At 42.9% G+C, this 16,199-nt stretch carries 18 protein-coding genes, 1 pseudogene and 1 CRISPR repeat array; of the genes and pseudogenes, 6 read left to right on the top strand and 13 right to left on the bottom strand.

The genetic code is table 11. The features are described from left to right. Positions 1–6: 6 nt before the first annotated feature. The 13 genes and pseudogenes from ftsA to ACERC8_RS04895 all read right to left on the bottom strand — a co-directional run bounded on the left by ftsA (position 7) and on the right by ACERC8_RS04895 (position 13,857). Positions 7–1,380 (bottom strand): cell division protein FtsA, encoded by a 1,374-nt coding sequence (ftsA, locus tag ACERC8_RS04835; RefSeq protein WP_373658766.1) that lies wholly within the window; start codon positions 1,378–1,380, stop codon positions 7–9. A gap of 146 nt (positions 1,381–1,526) precedes the next feature. Then, the gene (locus ACERC8_RS04840) at positions 1,527–2,216 is read right to left on the bottom strand and encodes a 5'-methylthioadenosine/adenosylhomocysteine nucleosidase (protein WP_373658767.1); all 690 of its coding nucleotides are present in this window, start codon (positions 2,214–2,216) and stop codon (positions 1,527–1,529) included. Between the two features lie 9 nt (positions 2,217–2,225). Next, entirely contained in the window at positions 2,226–2,450 is a 225-nt protein-coding gene (gene macP, locus ACERC8_RS04845; RefSeq protein ID WP_018367449.1) for a cell wall synthase accessory phosphoprotein MacP, read from the bottom strand. Beyond that, on the bottom strand, positions 2,443–3,000 hold the full coding sequence (locus tag ACERC8_RS04850; protein ID WP_373658768.1) for an NUDIX hydrolase: 558 nt from the start codon (positions 2,998–3,000) through the stop codon (positions 2,443–2,445). The genes macP and ACERC8_RS04850 overlap by 8 nt, the downstream gene beginning before the upstream one ends. A gap of 32 nt (positions 3,001–3,032) precedes the next feature. Next, positions 3,033–4,412, bottom strand: coding sequence for a bifunctional UDP-N-acetylglucosamine diphosphorylase/glucosamine-1-phosphate N-acetyltransferase GlmU (gene glmU / locus ACERC8_RS04855; RefSeq protein ID WP_373658769.1), 1,380 nt, complete (start codon positions 4,410–4,412; stop codon positions 3,033–3,035). A 389-nt stretch (positions 4,413–4,801) separates the two neighbouring features. Continuing rightward, entirely contained in the window at positions 4,802–5,131 is a 330-nt protein-coding gene (locus ACERC8_RS04860) for a hypothetical protein (protein WP_373658770.1), read from the bottom strand. 82 nt (positions 5,132–5,213) lie between these two features. Continuing rightward, on the bottom strand, positions 5,214–6,179 hold the full coding sequence (locus tag ACERC8_RS04865; protein WP_373658771.1) for a Gfo/Idh/MocA family protein: 966 nt from the start codon (positions 6,177–6,179) through the stop codon (positions 5,214–5,216). A 23-nt stretch (positions 6,180–6,202) separates the two neighbouring features. Beyond that, complete coding sequence (locus ACERC8_RS04870; protein ID WP_373658773.1) at positions 6,203–6,919, bottom strand: CPBP family intramembrane glutamic endopeptidase; 717 nt, start codon at positions 6,917–6,919, stop codon at positions 6,203–6,205. A 91-nt stretch (positions 6,920–7,010) separates the two neighbouring features. Beyond that, positions 7,011–7,265 (bottom strand): DUF3977 family protein, encoded by a 255-nt coding sequence (locus tag ACERC8_RS04875; RefSeq protein ID WP_373658774.1) that lies wholly within the window; start codon positions 7,263–7,265, stop codon positions 7,011–7,013. Positions 7,266–7,362: 97 nt separating this feature from the next. Next, a CRISPR array of direct repeats spans positions 7,363–10,431; the repeat unit is 36 nt; unit sequence GTTTTGGAGCCATTCGAAACAGCACAGCTCTAAAAC. 131 nt (positions 10,432–10,562) lie between these two features. Then, positions 10,563–11,260, bottom strand: a pseudogene (locus tag ACERC8_RS04880) (3-oxoacyl-ACP reductase). Then, entirely contained in the window at positions 11,253–11,489 is a 237-nt protein-coding gene (locus ACERC8_RS04885) for a DUF2829 domain-containing protein (protein ID WP_373658775.1), read from the bottom strand. Before ACERC8_RS04885 ends, ACERC8_RS04880 begins: the two are co-directional and overlap by 8 nt. Positions 11,490–11,584: 95 nt before the next feature. Next, positions 11,585–12,730, bottom strand: coding sequence for a tyrosine-type recombinase/integrase (locus ACERC8_RS04890; RefSeq protein ID WP_373658776.1), 1,146 nt, complete (start codon positions 12,728–12,730; stop codon positions 11,585–11,587). Between the two features lie 395 nt (positions 12,731–13,125). Continuing rightward, a complete protein-coding gene (locus ACERC8_RS04895; RefSeq protein WP_373658777.1) occupies positions 13,126–13,857 on the bottom strand; it encodes a helix-turn-helix domain-containing protein in 732 nt (243 codons plus the stop codon). 161 nt (positions 13,858–14,018) lie between these two features. On the opposite strand from ACERC8_RS04895, the gene ACERC8_RS04900 reads away from it, so the two are divergent. The 6 genes from ACERC8_RS04900 (at position 14,019) to ACERC8_RS04925 (ending at position 16,095) form a co-directional block, all read left to right on the top strand. After that, on the top strand, positions 14,019–14,216 hold the full coding sequence (locus ACERC8_RS04900; protein WP_373658778.1) for a helix-turn-helix domain-containing protein: 198 nt from the start codon (positions 14,019–14,021) through the stop codon (positions 14,214–14,216). 10 nt (positions 14,217–14,226) lie between these two features. After that, complete coding sequence (locus tag ACERC8_RS04905) at positions 14,227–14,850, top strand: Rha family transcriptional regulator (RefSeq protein ID WP_373658779.1); 624 nt, start codon at positions 14,227–14,229, stop codon at positions 14,848–14,850. A 382-nt stretch (positions 14,851–15,232) separates the two neighbouring features. Then, entirely contained in the window at positions 15,233–15,508 is a 276-nt protein-coding gene (locus ACERC8_RS04910) for a hypothetical protein (RefSeq protein WP_373658781.1), read from the top strand. Further along, a complete protein-coding gene (locus tag ACERC8_RS04915) occupies positions 15,498–15,728 on the top strand; it encodes a hypothetical protein (RefSeq protein ID WP_373658782.1) in 231 nt (76 codons plus the stop codon). The genes ACERC8_RS04910 and ACERC8_RS04915 overlap by 11 nt, the downstream gene beginning before the upstream one ends. Next, positions 15,688–15,885 (top strand): hypothetical protein, encoded by a 198-nt coding sequence (locus ACERC8_RS04920; protein ID WP_044758025.1) that lies wholly within the window; start codon positions 15,688–15,690, stop codon positions 15,883–15,885. The genes ACERC8_RS04915 and ACERC8_RS04920 overlap by 41 nt, the downstream gene beginning before the upstream one ends. 3 nt (positions 15,886–15,888) lie before the next feature. After that, a complete protein-coding gene (locus tag ACERC8_RS04925) occupies positions 15,889–16,095 on the top strand; it encodes a hypothetical protein (RefSeq protein WP_373658783.1) in 207 nt (68 codons plus the stop codon). Positions 16,096–16,199: the final 104 nt, after the last annotated feature.

Genomic DNA, 16,199 nt, shown 5'->3' on the forward strand with positions numbered 1-16,199 from the left:
CTGCTTTTAATCAAATAGATGGAGATTGTCAAAAAGTCCTCTGAAACGGTCCCCTAGTTTTTTCTTAGGTGCCGCCGTTTCTTCCGTTGCTGAATAGTCAGACTGTGCACTGTCTTGTTCGGCAACAGCAGGCTCTATCGGCAAGATTTTGCTTGCTAAACGTTCCACTGTTGAGGGTGAAGTCGTCACCTCAATTGGTTTACGTCTCAGCAACTCTTCACCTGATACGGCCGCCTGAGCAATGATATCAACATCACTCATCTGACCAACTGTCTCAACCAAGCTGATAACCGTTGAAAATATCGGATTGCGAACACCAACCTGATGTGGGATATGAAGCTTCACAGGAACACCGAAAATTTGTTGAGCTAAGTCAGACACACCTGGTAAAATAGCACCACCGCCTGTCACAACTATCCCACCAGGCATGTCAAGTAAACGCGCCTGATTAAGCGTCTGATAAACGCGGTCTAAAATATGACGAATGCGGGCAACAATAATCTCAGCCAAATAGTGTTCTGTGACCTCAAGCGGTTGTGATGAACCGACAACATCAACCTGTACAACATCTGTTTGACTAGCCGTTTCTAAATCAGCACTGCCAAAGTTAAATTTCAAGGTTTCAGCTGTCTGAATAGACGTTTTCAGAACTTTGGAAATATCCTTTGTCACATAGTCGCCTCCCTCATGGAAGACTTCATTATGCTGCAATTGTTGATTTTTTATGACAGAAATGGTTGTCTGTCCAGCCCCCATATCGATAACAGTTGCACCGAATTCGCGTTCGCCTTCGTTCAAAATCGCACCGGTCAAGGCTAAAGAAGAAATTACCGTGTGTTCAAGTTTCAGACCAGCACGTTCGATGGCCTTGCGTAGGTTATGAAGAACTGTTGACGGTCCTGTGTAAAGTGTCCCTCTCATCTCAAGACGAATTCCCATCATCCCACGAGGGTCACGAATCCCTTTGAAACCATCAATCGTAAACTCCTCTGGAATCAATGAGATAACCTCACGTTCAGGGGCGACATTTTTCATTAAAGCAGATTTGATAACATTCTCAACATCTTCATCTCTGATTTCTTTGCTGCTACCTGCGATGGGAATCATGCCCTGCGTTGGCTCCATCTGAATCTGTTGAGCAGGAAGGGCAACACTGACCTTATCAATCGATACGCCTGCTTTTTCTTCAGCTTGCTCAATCGCCTCACGCACGCTTGCTGCTGCTGCTTCAATATCAATCACGATACCATCTTTAACACCTGCACTTGGAACATTACTAGCCCCAATCACATTCATCTGACCATTAACGAACTCTGCAACGAGTACCTTAATCGAGCTGGTTCCTATATCTAATCCTGTAAAAAAGCCATTTCTAGCCATTAACTCGACCTCTCCGTTTCAACACTTTAATAAAAGACTTTATTTATATAGTCTTATTCTAGCTTATTATACCACAAAAAAACACAAAATGTCATCATTTTGTGTCAGTCTTTCGGAAAAAAAGCCCTTGTCATGAATTTTTAATATTAGAGCTTGGCCAGACCTGCTAAAACCATCTGGGCAGAACGTTTTCCCGCCTCGATGATAAAGGTATCAAAGCTGATATTGGCCTCATGATCTGCTGTATCACTCATGGCACGCACCACAAGCACTGGTAAATCAAGGCTATGAGCTGCCTGGGCGATAGCAGCCCCTTCCATCTCCACTGCCAAAACCTGCGGAAAATGTGCTTTAATCTCTTGGATGATGGCTGAGCTAGCAATAAAGCTATCTCCTGTCGCAATCAGACCAACCCTGCTCGTCAAATCCTGCTCCGCTATGGCCTCTGAAAAAGCCGACCGCAAACGCTCGTCCGTGTCGAAATAAAGGGGTTGCCCAGACATCTGACCGTAGGCATAACCAAAAGCAGTCAAATCGACATCGTGGTAGACCAGCTGGTCAGCCAAAACAACGTCACCGACCGCAAGACCTTGGGCAACAGCACCGGCTGAGCCAGTATTGATGACGGCAGTCACCCCAAAATGGTCTGCCAAAGCAGCGACTGACATGGCTGACATGACCTTGCCGACGCCAGATTGCACCAGAACGACAGATTGACCAGAGAGGCGACCTGTGTGGTAGGTGCGTCCAAGAACCGTCTCGTCTAAGCGATTATCCAGATGCAACAACAACTCAGCCAGCTCTTGTGGCATGGCTGCAATAATTCCAATGGTCATCATTTTCTCCTATAACTTGAACATGGCGTAAATTAGTGCGAGTATCAGCAAAATCACAACCACAAGCAGGCGATTGAGTTTGGCACGAACAAGTCCTCGCTTGGTGTTTTCAATCCGCCGGCTTTTGTAAATCTGACCAGTTGCCCGATCAGCTGATACCTCTGTGTGCTTGTCCCAGTTCGCTTCTTTTTGCGCCTCTGCAATCATGTCATCGGTCAACAGTGGCTTACCCATGACGACCTCCCTGTGTTAAGGCATAATGCTGAAGAGCAATGATGGTCTTGGCATCGACAATCTGACCAGACCGCACCATCTCCATGCACTCATCATAGGTCAACTCCAAGAGATCAATGGTCTCGTCCGCATCTTTTGGACGGGGATTGTCTACCTTGACCAAATCCGTCGCCAGATACAGGGTCAGCTTTTCATTGCAAAAGCCGATCGCTGAGTAAAAGGCATAGAGATAGTCCAGCTGACCGGTATAGCCTGTCTCTTCTTCCAGCTCGCGCAGGGCTGCCGCTGCTTCGCTACCCGCCTCACCGACTTCCAGCTTACCTGCTGGGATTTCGTAGCTAATGCTCTCTATCGCCTTGCGATACTGCTTGACGAGGATGATTTTCTCCTCTGGCGTCACCGCAAGCACACAGACTGCACCCTTATGGAAAATCAGCTCCCGCTTGGTCTGACCCAGCCCGTTTGGCAGTTCGACATCATCAACCGCTACAGTAAAGATATGACCTTCAAAAATGGTCTCCCGATGGAGAGTTTTTTCTTCAAATTCCATGCTGTCTCCTATTGGTTGAGAAATGGCAGAGCTTATTTGCTGGTTGGGTGATGGGGTAGGCGTTTGGCGTAGCCATCTTTATTTTCCTGACGAGCCCGTCCGATAGCAACTGTGTCTGTACCCACATCCTTGGTAATGGTGGATCCAGCCGCTGTCAGGGCATTGTCTTCGATCGTCAAGGGAGCAATCAAGGTCGAATTGCTGCCGATAAAGACGTTATTGCCAATCACCGTCTTAAATTTATGCTTGCCATCGTAGTTGACCGTGATAGTGCCTGCACCGAAATTGACATCTGACCCAACCTCTGCATTGCCAATATAGGTCAGGTGGCCTGCTTTGCTATTTTCTCCGATAGACGATCCCTTAACCTCGACGAAGTTGCCGATATGAACGCCTGTCGCAAGACTAGAATCTGGGCGAATGTGGGCATAAGGGCCGACGGTGACATAATCTGCGATGACCGCATGCTCAATGTCAGAATTGCTAATCACTACATCGGCACCAATCTGGCTGTCCACCACCCGTGTGCCATTGGTCAATACTGCCCGCTCACCGATGGTGGTCTGTCCCTTGAGAACGACATTGGCCTCGATAACCGCTTCTGCTCCAATCGTGACATCAATATCAATATAGGTCGCATCAGGTTGGGTGAAGGTTACGCCATTCACCATGTGGGAGGCGTTGATGCGTTTGCGCATGACTTGTTCCGCTGTCGCCAGAGCAATGCGGTCATTGACCCCTAGGCTCTCATCAAAGTCCCGCAAGACATAAGCGCCGACCTTCTCACCTGCCTGACGGAAGATAGAAATCACATCGGTCAGGTAGTACTCGCCTTGAGCGTTATCTGTATTGAGCTCCTTCAGGGCTTCAAAGAGGCGTTTATTGTCAAAGAGATAGGTTCCTGTGTTGATTTCCTTGATTTGCTTCTCGAAGTCGTTGGCGTCTTTTTGCTCGACAATCTTGAGGACTTCGCCGTCGGTATTGCGGATAATCCGTCCGTATCCAAAAGGATTGTCCGCTTGAGCAGTCAAAATCGTTGCGACGTTTTTGTGGCTGATGTGGAAATTGATGAGATTTTGCAGGCTCTCTCCTGTAATCAAGGGGGTATCTCCTGCAATGACCAAGGTATGCCCTTCCAGTCCTGCCAAGGCAGGATCTGCCATCATGACCGCATGCCCTGTCCCTAACTGCTCGCTTTGCAGGGCAAAGTCAGACTGCCCAGCCAAGACTGCTTCGACCAGCTCTGCCTTGTGACCGACAATGGTCTGAATCTTTGCAGGCTGGATGGCTGATACCGCACGAAAAACATGCTCCAACATGGAAATCCCTGCCACCTTGTGCAAGACCTTGGGCAAATCAGACTTCATGCGGGTTCCTTTACCCGCTGCGAGGATAATAGCGTAATTTGACATGTGTGTTTCTCAATTCTGTATAAAATTAGAGAGTGAAAGTGAAACAGAAATCGGTAGTTCGCAAGAATTCGATTTCGTCGTCCCACCTCCGCATAGCTCAAACGGTCAGGAAAATGACTGTTTGAGGTTGGAAATTTGGGAAAGACATTTCCCTCATTCGTTAGGGCTGTAAAAACTGATAAAATCAGCGTATTAGAGCCCGCTAGCAGTGGTTCATTGGCGCTAAAGCGCCTAATGAACTGTGCAGGGGCAACTCTAAAACTGGCAAAGCCAGTGAGAGTTACTCCCAACCACTGCGTTTTGTTTAGTTGGTTATAATAAAAAATGCAGAAACTAGGACTTTTGCCCCAGCCTCTTGCATTATACCATAAAATAGTGAAAGTGTTAAGCTAGATACCAATCCCGATACCGTAAAGGTGAAGATTGCCTTGTACCTGATCCATGTGAAAGGCATCGTAGGCTCGCCAAGCTTGCCTAGCAGGTTCAGTCAGCTCTGCCGCCCCTAGCCCAACTGAAACCGAAAAACTCTTATGAAAACGCTCAAGAGCAATCAGAACCTTATTGTCTGCTGTTTTGCTTTTTCGAACAATAGCTAGTACCTCATCCAGCAATTCGCGCATACGACGGTCATCGTAAGAATTTGGTGCCGTTGTTGCAAACTGACTTTGTAGGTCTTCCAAGAGGCGCAAGGCGTCTCGAATCACTTGTGTATCTACCATGATAAACACCTCTTTCATTAATTGATGGCTTTATCATACGCCTTTGTGATTGAAAGGTAAAGCAAAAAGAGGTAAAGAATGACTAACCGTTCGCACTTGTCGCCATCTCCAAGACTGCCATCACAGCTCGGCTATGATCGAGGGAAGACTTAGCTACAGTGGTATCCCCTGTGCGAATCATCTCTTCAAAAGCCACAAACTCGGCATACATGCGATGATGAGGGCTGTTTTGGTCACTGGTCTGGCTATCCTGCCCATTGAGGGTTAGGGTAACTGATGGCATGGCGTTGGTTGCCCCATTTACCATCAGCGATCCCTTATCACCTTGGATGGTGGAGCTGATGACCGCTGAGCTATCTTTTGACCCGATACAGACTGCCTTGAACTGCCCGTAATTCATGGTCAAAATACCTGACGTGTCCACGCCCCGCTCCATATTTGGCAGATAGGTGGCTGACAGGGGCTTGCCAAAAAGCCCCACGACCAGATGAATGTTGTAGATATTTAAGTCACGAAGAGCCCCGCCACCCATCTCTGGGTTGAAAGCTGGAGCAATTTCCCCTCGCTTAAAGGCATCATAGCGGGAGCTATACTGAGAGTAGTTGCAGGTCACGATTTTGATGTCCCCCAGCTGGGCAAGCCGCTCTTTCATGTACTGGAAATTCCCCAGATACTGGTTGGTAATGGCTTCTAGCAAAAAGAGCTTGCGCTGCTCAGCTATGGCCACCAAATCCTCCAACTCGTGCGCACGCAGGGTAAAAGGCTTCTCGCAGATGACGTGCTTGCTTGCCAGAAGTGCCTGACGGGCATAGTCGTAGTGGGTGTGATTGGGCGTGCCGATGTAGATGGTGTCAATGGCAGAGCTGGTCAGGAGGTCTTGGTAGTCGCTGGTCGCAAGCGGTATCCCATACTGGCCAGCCAGCTCCTGAGCAGTCGCCAAACTGCGTGGCGTGGACAAAATCCCCCCAAGCTCAATGCCCTCAATCGTCGTTAAAACAGGTAAGACCTCCTTAACAATCATGCCTGTGCCGAGTAATCCTAGTTTCATCATTTCTCCTCTTTAATTTGTTATCATTTAGTGATTTTTGCCACTCGTCGTGCCATGATGATGGTCAGCACAATGCGAAGTAGCAATTGTGCAATCAACAGCCACATGAACAGGGGCGTTGAAGCTGCTGTTTTGTTAAAAACAATATAGTCCCATAGCCCATGATCCACTGCACACCAAGCAATTTTTTGCGTAAACAAGTAGAGGTGGGCATAGTAAAATCCAAGTACAGTCGTCATAATGACTTGGGCAACGACTGCCTTAATATCGCTACCGGCAAAAATGTTGATGGCATGGAAGGCACCAAATGCTAGTGCCGAATAAATAATAGCTTTTCGAGTTGGAAACTGTTTTAGAAAATAAGGCAAAAGCACTCTTCTGAAGAGAAATTCCTCGCCGAAACCAACTAATAACGTTCCAACAAGAGGCAATAAAACAGCGACGTTAAATTGAGATTGCCCCAGCCACACAAGAATCAAGGTCACCACTAGCGGTAAAAAACCACTCAAAAAATAATGGCGCTGAGGAGAGATGTCGTTCGGCAAAGTCAATCTTTCGTGATGCTTCCAAACATACCAACTCGTCATAGCAACCAATACTAGCAAGAACGGAATCTCAGCTACAATAAACCCACTATCCTGATAGGAAATTCTTTTGATGTGGAGATTGTAGATAAAACTCAATAACATGACAGCAACATAAGCTGTTGCTAAGCTATATACACTTTTTTTATCAGACATCAGCGTCTCCTTTTTGTTTTATTTTTCTAATACTAATCTATCAAAAATAAAGCAAAAAGTCTACCCATCAAAAAAGTCTGATAAGGTTTCTTTAAGGTTGGGTAGTGGCCTTGGAGCGAAGACCTAAGATGAACTTTAGAGAGTTACGCGACTTTAGACCGCATTTTATCCCATCTTTACTATCCCAAATAAAGACACGGGAGCCAATCCAAAAACGAAGGTAAATAGACTGAGGTGCTATGGGTCTGACCCAGCCTTTTACCTCGTACTCTGTACCATCGCTTGCCTCAAATTCTGTCCTCATGAACCAACGGTTGCCAAAGCCAATTTCAAGATATTTTGTCATTTCAATCCCCAATTCCCAGCAAATCGAACACTTCATAGCCCAACTCACTCTAACCTTGCCTCTTCAGACTATGGAGAGACAAAAACTCGCTAGCATTAATGTACAGCTATTTGAAACAGCACAGCTCTAAAACAGGTAACACAGTTCAGATAGTCAGAAAGAAGTTTTGGAGCCATTCGAAACAGCACAGCTCTAAAACAAGCAAATCGTAAATCAACCATAAATAACGGTTTTGGAGCCATTCGAAACAGCACAGCTCTAAAACTAATGGTATCTCTGTCAAGTTGCCCAAAGGGTTTTGGAGCCATTCGAAACAGCACAGCTCTAAAACATAAATGACGTAAACTTTCTTCCCACGGCGTTTTGGAGCCATTCGAAACAGCACAGCTCTAAAACTATAAACACGAATATCGTCATATAGGGTAAGTTTTGGAGCCATTCGAAACAGCACAGCTCTAAAACTAAACATAGATTCTTATATCGTTATCGGGAGTTTTGGAGCCATTCGAAACAGCACAGCTCTAAAACAAAGCCTCTTTCAAGTAGCCAGCAATATTGTGTTTTGGAGCCATTCGAAACAGCACAGCTCTAAAACGAACAGGACGCATTTGCTCTTTTACAATGGGTTTTGGAGCCATTCGAAACAGCACAGCTCTAAAACGACATTGTTTCGGTGTTTTTTAGCAGGTTCGTTTTGGAGCCATTCGAAACAGCACAGCTCTAAAACACCAAATCGCCCCCTTAAATGGTGTATTCAGTTTTGGAGCCATTCGAAACAGCACAGCTCTAAAACGTTATTGGCTGTTGCCAGCTCAGTGTTAGAGTTTTGGAGCCATTCGAAACAGCACAGCTCTAAAACCTTGTAATTGTTTATATGCAACCTTATATGTTTTGGAGCCATTCGAAACAGCACAGCTCTAAAACTAAAAGAATAGTTAAAATACACATCGATAAGTTTTGGAGCCATTCGAAACAGCACAGCTCTAAAACAGTATCTTTGCGTTATCCAACACAAAATACGTTTTGGAGCCATTCGAAACAGCACAGCTCTAAAACGCGTTGATTGTATGGTCATTTCTATCCTCTGTTTTGGAGCCATTCGAAACAGCACAGCTCTAAAACTCACGGGTGACGAGGCTTGAGAAGTCTGTCGTTTTGGAGCCATTCGAAACAGCACAGCTCTAAAACTCCGTAACTCCATTTAGTAGAATCAGGTCTGTTTTGGAGCCATTCGAAACAGCACAGCTCTAAAACATGGTCATTGATTCTGCGTTAATGATTGAAGTTTTGGAGCCATTCGAAACAGCACAGCTCTAAAACGGTGATACCGGAGTTTCTGAGCAAACTGAAGTTTTGGAGCCATTCGAAACAGCACAGCTCTAAAACATATCAGCAACAATATGGCCTAAAATATCCGTTTTGGAGCCATTCGAAACAGCACAGCTCTAAAACTGAGCTTTAAGGTTGCGCCGTTAGGCAGCGTTTTGGAGCCATTCGAAACAGCACAGCTCTAAAACAAACTGGATAATCTTTGGGTTAGCCCTGCGGTTTTGGAGCCATTCGAAACAGCACAGCTCTAAAACGCTGATGTTGTAGAAGATGACCGCTCCTGGGTTTTGGAGCCATTCGAAACAGCACAGCTCTAAAACGTATGTGGACGAATTACTAGGAAAATCAGAGTTTTGGAGCCATTCGAAACAGCACAGCTCTAAAACTGGTCGTATAGGTGGATACCAACTTGGCATGTTTTGGAGCCATTCGAAACAGCACAGCTCTAAAACTATACGTTAACTTGCCAGCCTTTGCCGAAAGTTTTGGAGCCATTCGAAACAGCACAGCTCTAAAACTCTTCGGCATGGACTGCCTAACGATGACCGTTTTGGAGCCATTCGAAACAGCACAGCTCTAAAACAACACTGTCAGCGTCTGGTCAGGCTATTTTGTTTTGGAGCCATTCGAAACAGCACAGCTCTAAAACTTTGATTAAGGCATTTAGCTTATTCATTTCGTTTTGGAGCCATTCGAAACAGCACAGCTCTAAAACAAATCTCCGAAAATCTCCAACATGGAGGCAGTTTTGGAGCCATTCGAAACAGCACAGCTCTAAAACCAATTTGAAGTTCTTCGATGTCCATTCCATGTTTTGGAGCCATTCGAAACAGCACAGCTCTAAAACTTTGTGCAGTGAAATCCAATTGTTTAAAAGGTTTTGGAGCCATTCGAAACAGCACAGCTCTAAAACTGCTTTTAGGTAAATCTGTACCATAATCTTGTTTTGGAGCCATTCGAAACAGCACAGCTCTAAAACTATACTGTCGTCAAGAATGATATTGGCTGTGTTTTGGAGCCATTCGAAACAGCACAGCTCTAAAACAGGTAAGTCCACTTCCTTGACTCAATATAGGTTTTGGAGCCATTCGAAACAGCACAGCTCTAAAACATAGCAGGCTCATTGACCTTCTCGGCAGCCGTTTTGGAGCCATTCGAAACAGCACAGCTCTAAAACAAGGTTCCAGCAATAGCCAGAACCAGACCAGTTTTGGAGCCATTCGAAACAGCACAGCTCTAAAACTAATAAGTAATTTCTCCTTTACTCATTCTTGTTTTGGAGCCATTCGAAACAGCACAGCTCTAAAACGATTGATTGACGCTGTTATTAAGCTCTGTGGTTTTGGAGCCATTCGAAACAGCACAGCTCTAAAACGCGACCAGTCACGGTCATCGTTAGGCAGTCGTTTTGGAGCCATTCGAAACAGCACAGCTCTAAAACAGAAGTCGGGCGACCTTTTAGGAATACCTAGTTTTGGAGCCATTCGAAACAGCACAGCTCTAAAACTCAGGCTTCGGATGCATAGGGAGTCCATTAGTTTTGGAGCCATTCGAAACAGCACAGCTCTAAAACAGGGAGGTGGCAAGGTATGAGCATGGATAGGTTTTGGAGCCATTCGAAACAGCACAGCTCTAAAACATCTCTCTGGCAATCTCAGCATCCGTCATAGTTTTGGAGCCATTCGAAACAGCACAGCTCTAAAACAGCTTTCTGGCTATGTTGCCGTACCGAAGGGTTTTGGAGCCATTCGAAACAGCACAGCTCTAAAACGAGCAGTAATCTCGCCAATCCTACTCTATTGTTTTGGAGCCATTCGAAACAGCACAGCTCTAAAACCTCGTAGACAATCTTTTTCCTTCAAGATTTCGTCATCGCACTGCTCGTCTCAGCCAGACTTCAGTTTCGTCCGGCTCCTTTATAAATACTATTATACCATATTTTCTGTAATTAAAAAGCAATCCTTAGCATTATTTCAACCCCCAGCCGCCGTCAATGCGTATAATCTCTCCCTGCATGGATTGGGCTTTGCCAGAGGCGAGAAAGAGGGTCAGCTCTGCGATTTCCAGAGGCTGGGTATAGCGACCGATAGGGGTTTGATCTGCGACCCAGCTAGCTAGACCTCCCGGTTCAAAGTCTGCCTGCGTCATGGCTGTCTGCACCGCTCCTGGGGCAATGCCAAAGACCTGAACCCCATCCCGAGCGTAGTCAAGAGCCAGCTGTTTGGTAAAGCCTGCAAGGGCGTGTTTGCTAGCCGTGTAAGCAGAACCACCCCCCCTGCTAGAAAACTCGCAATGGAACACATGGTGATGATGATCCCTGACTGACTCGCCACCATCTGAGGCAGATAGAGACTGACCAACCGTGTCACACTGAAAACATTGGTCGCAAAAATCCGCGCCATGTCCGCCTCCGTCGTCTCCAGATGAGGCTTATAATCGTCTAAGACCCCCGCTGTCAGGCACAACACATCTGGACAGGGACAAAAATCCACAACTCCTGCCACATCACCTGTCAGATCCAGCCGCAAAAAATGAAAGTCTCCCTGCAAGTCAGGAGCAAGAACACAGTCCACCCCATAAACTGTCCAGCCATTTTCTAAAAATAGCTGAGCTTGAGCCAGACCGATGCCTGAGGAGACACCTGTTACGAGGACTGTTTTAGTCATGGACTTCCACCCAATCTGTCGCCAGCACATCGCACGGCGTCGGGCTCCACATGGAGAAGCCCTCTCCCTCACCCGTCACATGGATGAGAAAGTAGGGCGTTGCTTCCAGCTTTTGCCCATTGACCTCAATGGTGTCAAAGAGCTGGACATAATTTTCAGCCCCACCCCAGCCTGTACGAACGTATTTCTTCTTGGCCTTTAGCCCCGGTAAAATCTCTTCAAATGTCATGATTGTCTCCTTTATCGTCTGTAATCGTTGATTTAATAGGCTTTTCAATTAGCCTATGAGTTCTAAAATATAAATTTGTTCACCTTTTTGTGGACTTATAAAGAATTTATGGCTTTTTCGTAATAGGAAACAACCTCTTTTTCTTTGTCTTTTGATAGGTGTCCGTAAATATCCATAGTCATAGCTAAAGTAGCATGACCTAGACGATATTGTAATTCTTTATAGCTGATACCAGCATTGAGCAATAAACTAGCGTGAGTGTGTCGGAAAGCGTGAAAGGTAAATCTAGGGATAGCAATTTCAGCACACCGCCTGTCCAGACTGTCCTGTCTAGTCGCCATGTTTTGGTATTCTTTCGTAGCGGTCGCAAGCACCACAGCAGAAACACGCGCCCCAGTCTCTATAAATAATTGTCGTTGCCTATTCTTGTAAAGGCGTAGCAGATTGATTGTTTTCTTGTCTATGCTTATGACCCTTACCCCTGCTTTACTTTTTGGCGTACCAATTAACTTTAATAACCTACTGTAATTCTTGGTTATGCTAATAGTACCGTTATCTAGGTCAATATCAGACCATTCTATGGCTACTACTTCCCCAAAACGGCAACCAGTAGCAAGTAAAACGCTGTATAAGACATAATCAAAGAAATGGCTAAATTTCTTATTGGCTAGCTTTTCCATGTAAGTCATTAACGCTTTTAAATCTTCTGGAGCTATGAACTTAATAGCCTTATTTTCCCTTTTTGGTACTTTAGGCAATATAACATCACGCGCAGGATTGAATGGCAATAACTGGAGAGATACCCCATATTGTAAGACACGCCTATTGATAGAGTGGACAACGCCATAATGTACCAACTCTCTAGATAAATCATTAATAAAACCTTGAATATAGCTAACAGATAGCTTATTTAATTTCAAAGCGCCAAAGACTGGTATTAAGTGATTATAGAGCATTCTCTTAGTTGCTATGAATGTCTGAGGCTTTACCGTAAGCTGGTAACTTTCTAGCCATAACTCAGCCAATTCTTGATAATTCTTTATTGGCACAACTTTAGTAACCGTGTAGCCATTAGAAATGAATTCATCTTGCGCGTGCTTTGCTTTTTGCTTAACCTCTTTTCTTGTCCTACCTGTTACGCTTGTTTTAGCTTTCTTACCCGTTACCTGATCAGTACCTAAGTAAACATTAGCTCGGTACACGATAGTACCGTTTTTCTTTGTAATTGGTTTGATTTTCATGATAAAAACCTTTCTAAACATCAGCAGGCAAGCCGTTATTAAAAAGATTTTGAATTATTAGGTTTATATCATGCTGAGGCTTACGAGAAAGCCCCTATTTTCGTTTATTTGGGGTAGATAGTCTATTTATATTGATTGAGGTTAAAACGCTATACAAAGCATTTGAGCGCCTTTATGAAATGGTAAGGGTGAGATAATTTTGTATCACGCGCAATTTACTAAAAAATACTAATTTGCTGAAACACATTGAAAGGCGTATTTACAAAACTAGACAAAACTAGACATTTTTTAAGGTGTAGCACGCAGAAAACTTGAAAGAAAACCTAGAAAAACCTATCTTTCAGATTTTGAAATGTTGGAAAATGTGAGCATAAAACCCTATATAGGCGCGTGGGTTAATCTTTATTTTCAATATCAATCATTTTTTGAATTTCTTCATCATTCACTTTGTAAACTCGAGTACCTTCACCAATCCACCAATCTAATGATTTTAAAAATCCATATTCTTCTTTACTAACTTTTCCATATTGATTTTCGAACCAATCAGAATAATTAGATTGAATTTTTGAAATTATTTCACGCTTAATTTTTTTGAATAATTCTCCCTTATCATAAGGTGCAATATATTTTTTTAGAAAACCAATACTATCATCGTCAATATCTATGCTAACAGTAAAAGAATTATAATCCAAATCATAAAAGTAAGCTGAGATATACCAGATACTATAATTATCTCCCATAGGGGTATTCATAAAATTAACTTCTAGCCCAAAATCACAACTAACTTCAATATCTATATTATCAGCTTGATGCTGATAAAAATCTAAGCTCTCTATTTGAGAACTGTTCGGTTTTTCATCTAATTCAAATGATTTTAGAGAAACTTTTATATCTTTATTTTCGTACATACTTTCTACTTCATAATCATAGGGTAAAAAGTCAAAAAAATCCTTGGGCTCTATTTTTAACGCCAAACAAATTTTATTTAATGTTATGTAATCTATTTTTGTACTACTGTTATTAACAATTTTAGACAAGGCTGCTGGAGTTATCCCAGTTTTAACCGATAGCCATGCAGCTGTTTTTTCTTTTGTCTTCAAGATATTTGCTAAATTATTTTTTATCACAACCATCCCTCCTTTATATTCATTTTACAATTATCTTCCAGAATACTCAACAAAAAATTATCGCGAAGAATAATTTTTTTGTTGACAATTTATTTTTTATTGGATATTATTATTTTGTGCGATAATTATTTCATAGAATAATTAAAAGAGGGGTTGACGATATGAATAATAATTTTCGTGTCATATTGGCAAAACAACGTAAAAAAGTTAGTGACGTTCACGAGGCAACAGGTATATCAAAAAGCGAACTTATCTCACTATACTATGAGCGTACTAAGCGCCCGGATATTGAAACCTTACAAAAGGTATCTGATTATCTAGGTGTAACTATTGATGAACTGCTGACAGTAGAAAACTAGGAGGCACAGAATGAACATTGTTTACATGGACGGCAAGAAAGAGCCGTATACAACAAGCGATATAATCGCTGAATGCGCAGAGGTACAACACCACACCATCACGCGCTTAATTAGAGAGCATAGAGTAGATTTTGAGGCTTTGGGAATACTTGGATTTGAAATCCATAAATTAGACACTAGAGGACAGCCTAAAAAATCCTATATTTTGAATGAGCAACAGGCTACTTTGCTGATAACCTATCTCAAAAATACAGAACCCGTTAGAAAGTTCAAGAAGAACCTAGTCAAAGCATTCTTTGAACTACGTCAAGAGGTGGCAGAATTTCGCTATCAGAGAGCTTTAGAGAAGCCTAAGCGCAAGACTTTACACGATAGCATAGAAACATGGGAACAAGCACCAAAACACGCGCACCCAACCGTTAACAACTTACTACTAAAAGGCGCTAGCGGATTGAATAAAAAGCAACTTATGGCACAACGTGGCGGACATAATGGCATTGATAGCTTAACAAGTGCTGAGCTAGTCAGATACCAAGCATTAGAAGACATGGCTATTGCTATGATTAACCTAGGCATGAGTTACCAAGATATAAAAACAATGGTATTCAGACAGAAAACGGAGGTATCACAATAGGCGTACTAACAGCACTACTACACCTTTTACTATGGGCATTTACCACAGATAGCCCAGAAGATGATTAAAAAAACGCACCTTGTGGGCGCGTGAGAGCAACAAAAAAGGCTTTGATAGCGACCAAACTTCCAAGCCTTTTCACACAATTAAACTAAATCCAATAACAGCAGGCAAGCCGTTATTAAAGGGATTTTAGTAATTTATTGATACCTAGATTATACCATGATTTAGGTATCTTGACCATACGGAGAGACATAACTCTTAAAAATGACAGACGCAAGAAACCAATTTGAAAAGAACCTATTACAGCCTATGCTTACAAGTTGGGCGACCGAGAGCATGAGGCAATTACCCAGAAAATATGATAACGAGGTATCAAAATATGGCATTAAGCACACGAAACATCAAGCAACAAGGCAACCAAATCGCTGAGTTGCTCCCACGTATTGAAATTATCCAACAACTAGGCAATGCTTTATTACTTGCTGATAATTCTGGAGCAGATAACACAATTTTACATCATCAAATGAAACAAACATTTAGCGTTATTTTTGAAATGACTGAACAGCTATATAAAGACTTAGATTTAATCGCTTGTAAGTTGATAAATTGTGATGATGATAAAGAATTGGAGGTTATTAGACAATATGAACGATAAGATTTTAAGTAACTATGAATTGCTATGTACAAAGCTAGAAAATGTTATCAGCACTTTAGAGATAGCTATTAGTGATATTAACCCAGCTAAAGCAATATCCCTTGTGACAGTAGCAACCAATGGGCTAAAGTATCTTGTTTCAGAACACACAGAATTATCAGATAAATTTTTCAAGGAGTATGGCAATGAATTTAAACGACATGACACAACAAGAATTTGATGAACTTCTAGCAGAGGTAAAAGAAAATACTCCTAATCTATTTCAATTTATCAAGGATTTTGTAGATAAAAAAGTGACACACGAAGAAGTTAGTGTTTATTTATCTATGACCTCTGACCAGCAACAAAACTATATTGACAACTATCAAGCGAGATAAGACATGCAAAATGAACTAAATCTAACACCAACACAAAGTATTATCTTGATTGTCGTATGTTTGGTTATTCTCGTCTTGTTATGGCGTTATGAGAGCTATATAGAGCTTGATATTAGCCCACAAACTGATAAGGCAGAGGAAAACACCACAGACCACGTAAAAGAGCGCTACGATGCTTACCTATGGCTTGCAGGTAAGAGATTTAACTAGGAGGCATTTCATGATTTACACAATAGATTGAAAAGGCACCCCTTTTCTGTACAATTTTTATAAAGTGTTTTTGTTAAGCGATAACTCGCTTAACCATAGGTGTT

It is taken from the genome of Streptococcus sp. E29BA (assembly GCF_041807805.1).
Classification (GTDB): domain Bacteria; phylum Bacillota; class Bacilli; order Lactobacillales; family Streptococcaceae; genus Streptococcus; species Streptococcus entericus.

What these genes read in the sequence shown, in the direction of transcription:
- ACERC8_RS04850 (WP_373658768.1), bottom strand. Translation starts at nt 3,000, where the DNA reads ATGGAATTTGAAGAAAAAACTCTCCATCGGGAGACCATTTTTGAAGGT.
- ACERC8_RS04865 (WP_373658771.1), bottom strand. Translation starts at nt 6,179, where the DNA reads ATGAAACTAGGATTACTCGGCACAGGCATGATTGTTAAGGAGGTCTTA.
- ACERC8_RS04925 (WP_373658783.1), top strand. Translation starts at nt 15,889, where the DNA reads ATGCAAAATGAACTAAATCTAACACCAACACAAAGTATTATCTTGATT.
- ACERC8_RS04885 (WP_373658775.1), bottom strand. Translation starts at nt 11,489, where the DNA reads ATGACATTTGAAGAGATTTTACCGGGGCTAAAGGCCAAGAAGAAATAC.
- ACERC8_RS04920 (WP_044758025.1), top strand. Translation starts at nt 15,688, where the DNA reads ATGGCAATGAATTTAAACGACATGACACAACAAGAATTTGATGAACTT.
- ACERC8_RS04870 (WP_373658773.1), bottom strand. Translation starts at nt 6,919, where the DNA reads ATGTCTGATAAAAAAAGTGTATATAGCTTAGCAACAGCTTATGTTGCT.
- ACERC8_RS04915 (WP_373658782.1), top strand. Translation starts at nt 15,498, where the DNA reads ATGAACGATAAGATTTTAAGTAACTATGAATTGCTATGTACAAAGCTA.
- ACERC8_RS04910 (WP_373658781.1), top strand. Translation starts at nt 15,233, where the DNA reads ATGGCATTAAGCACACGAAACATCAAGCAACAAGGCAACCAAATCGCT.
- ACERC8_RS04875 (WP_373658774.1), bottom strand. Translation starts at nt 7,265, where the DNA reads ATGACAAAATATCTTGAAATTGGCTTTGGCAACCGTTGGTTCATGAGG.
- ACERC8_RS04905 (WP_373658779.1), top strand. Translation starts at nt 14,227, where the DNA reads ATGAACATTGTTTACATGGACGGCAAGAAAGAGCCGTATACAACAAGC.
- macP (WP_018367449.1), bottom strand. Translation starts at nt 2,450, where the DNA reads ATGGGTAAGCCACTGTTGACCGATGACATGATTGCAGAGGCGCAAAAA.
- ftsA (WP_373658766.1), bottom strand. Translation starts at nt 1,380, where the DNA reads ATGGCTAGAAATGGCTTTTTTACAGGATTAGATATAGGAACCAGCTCG.
- ACERC8_RS04890 (WP_373658776.1), bottom strand. Translation starts at nt 12,730, where the DNA reads ATGAAAATCAAACCAATTACAAAGAAAAACGGTACTATCGTGTACCGA.
- glmU (WP_373658769.1), bottom strand. Translation starts at nt 4,412, where the DNA reads ATGTCAAATTACGCTATTATCCTCGCAGCGGGTAAAGGAACCCGCATG.
- ACERC8_RS04840 (WP_373658767.1), bottom strand. Translation starts at nt 2,216, where the DNA reads ATGACCATTGGAATTATTGCAGCCATGCCACAAGAGCTGGCTGAGTTG.
- ACERC8_RS04900 (WP_373658778.1), top strand. Translation starts at nt 14,019, where the DNA reads ATGAATAATAATTTTCGTGTCATATTGGCAAAACAACGTAAAAAAGTT.
- ACERC8_RS04860 (WP_373658770.1), bottom strand. Translation starts at nt 5,131, where the DNA reads ATGGTAGATACACAAGTGATTCGAGACGCCTTGCGCCTCTTGGAAGAC.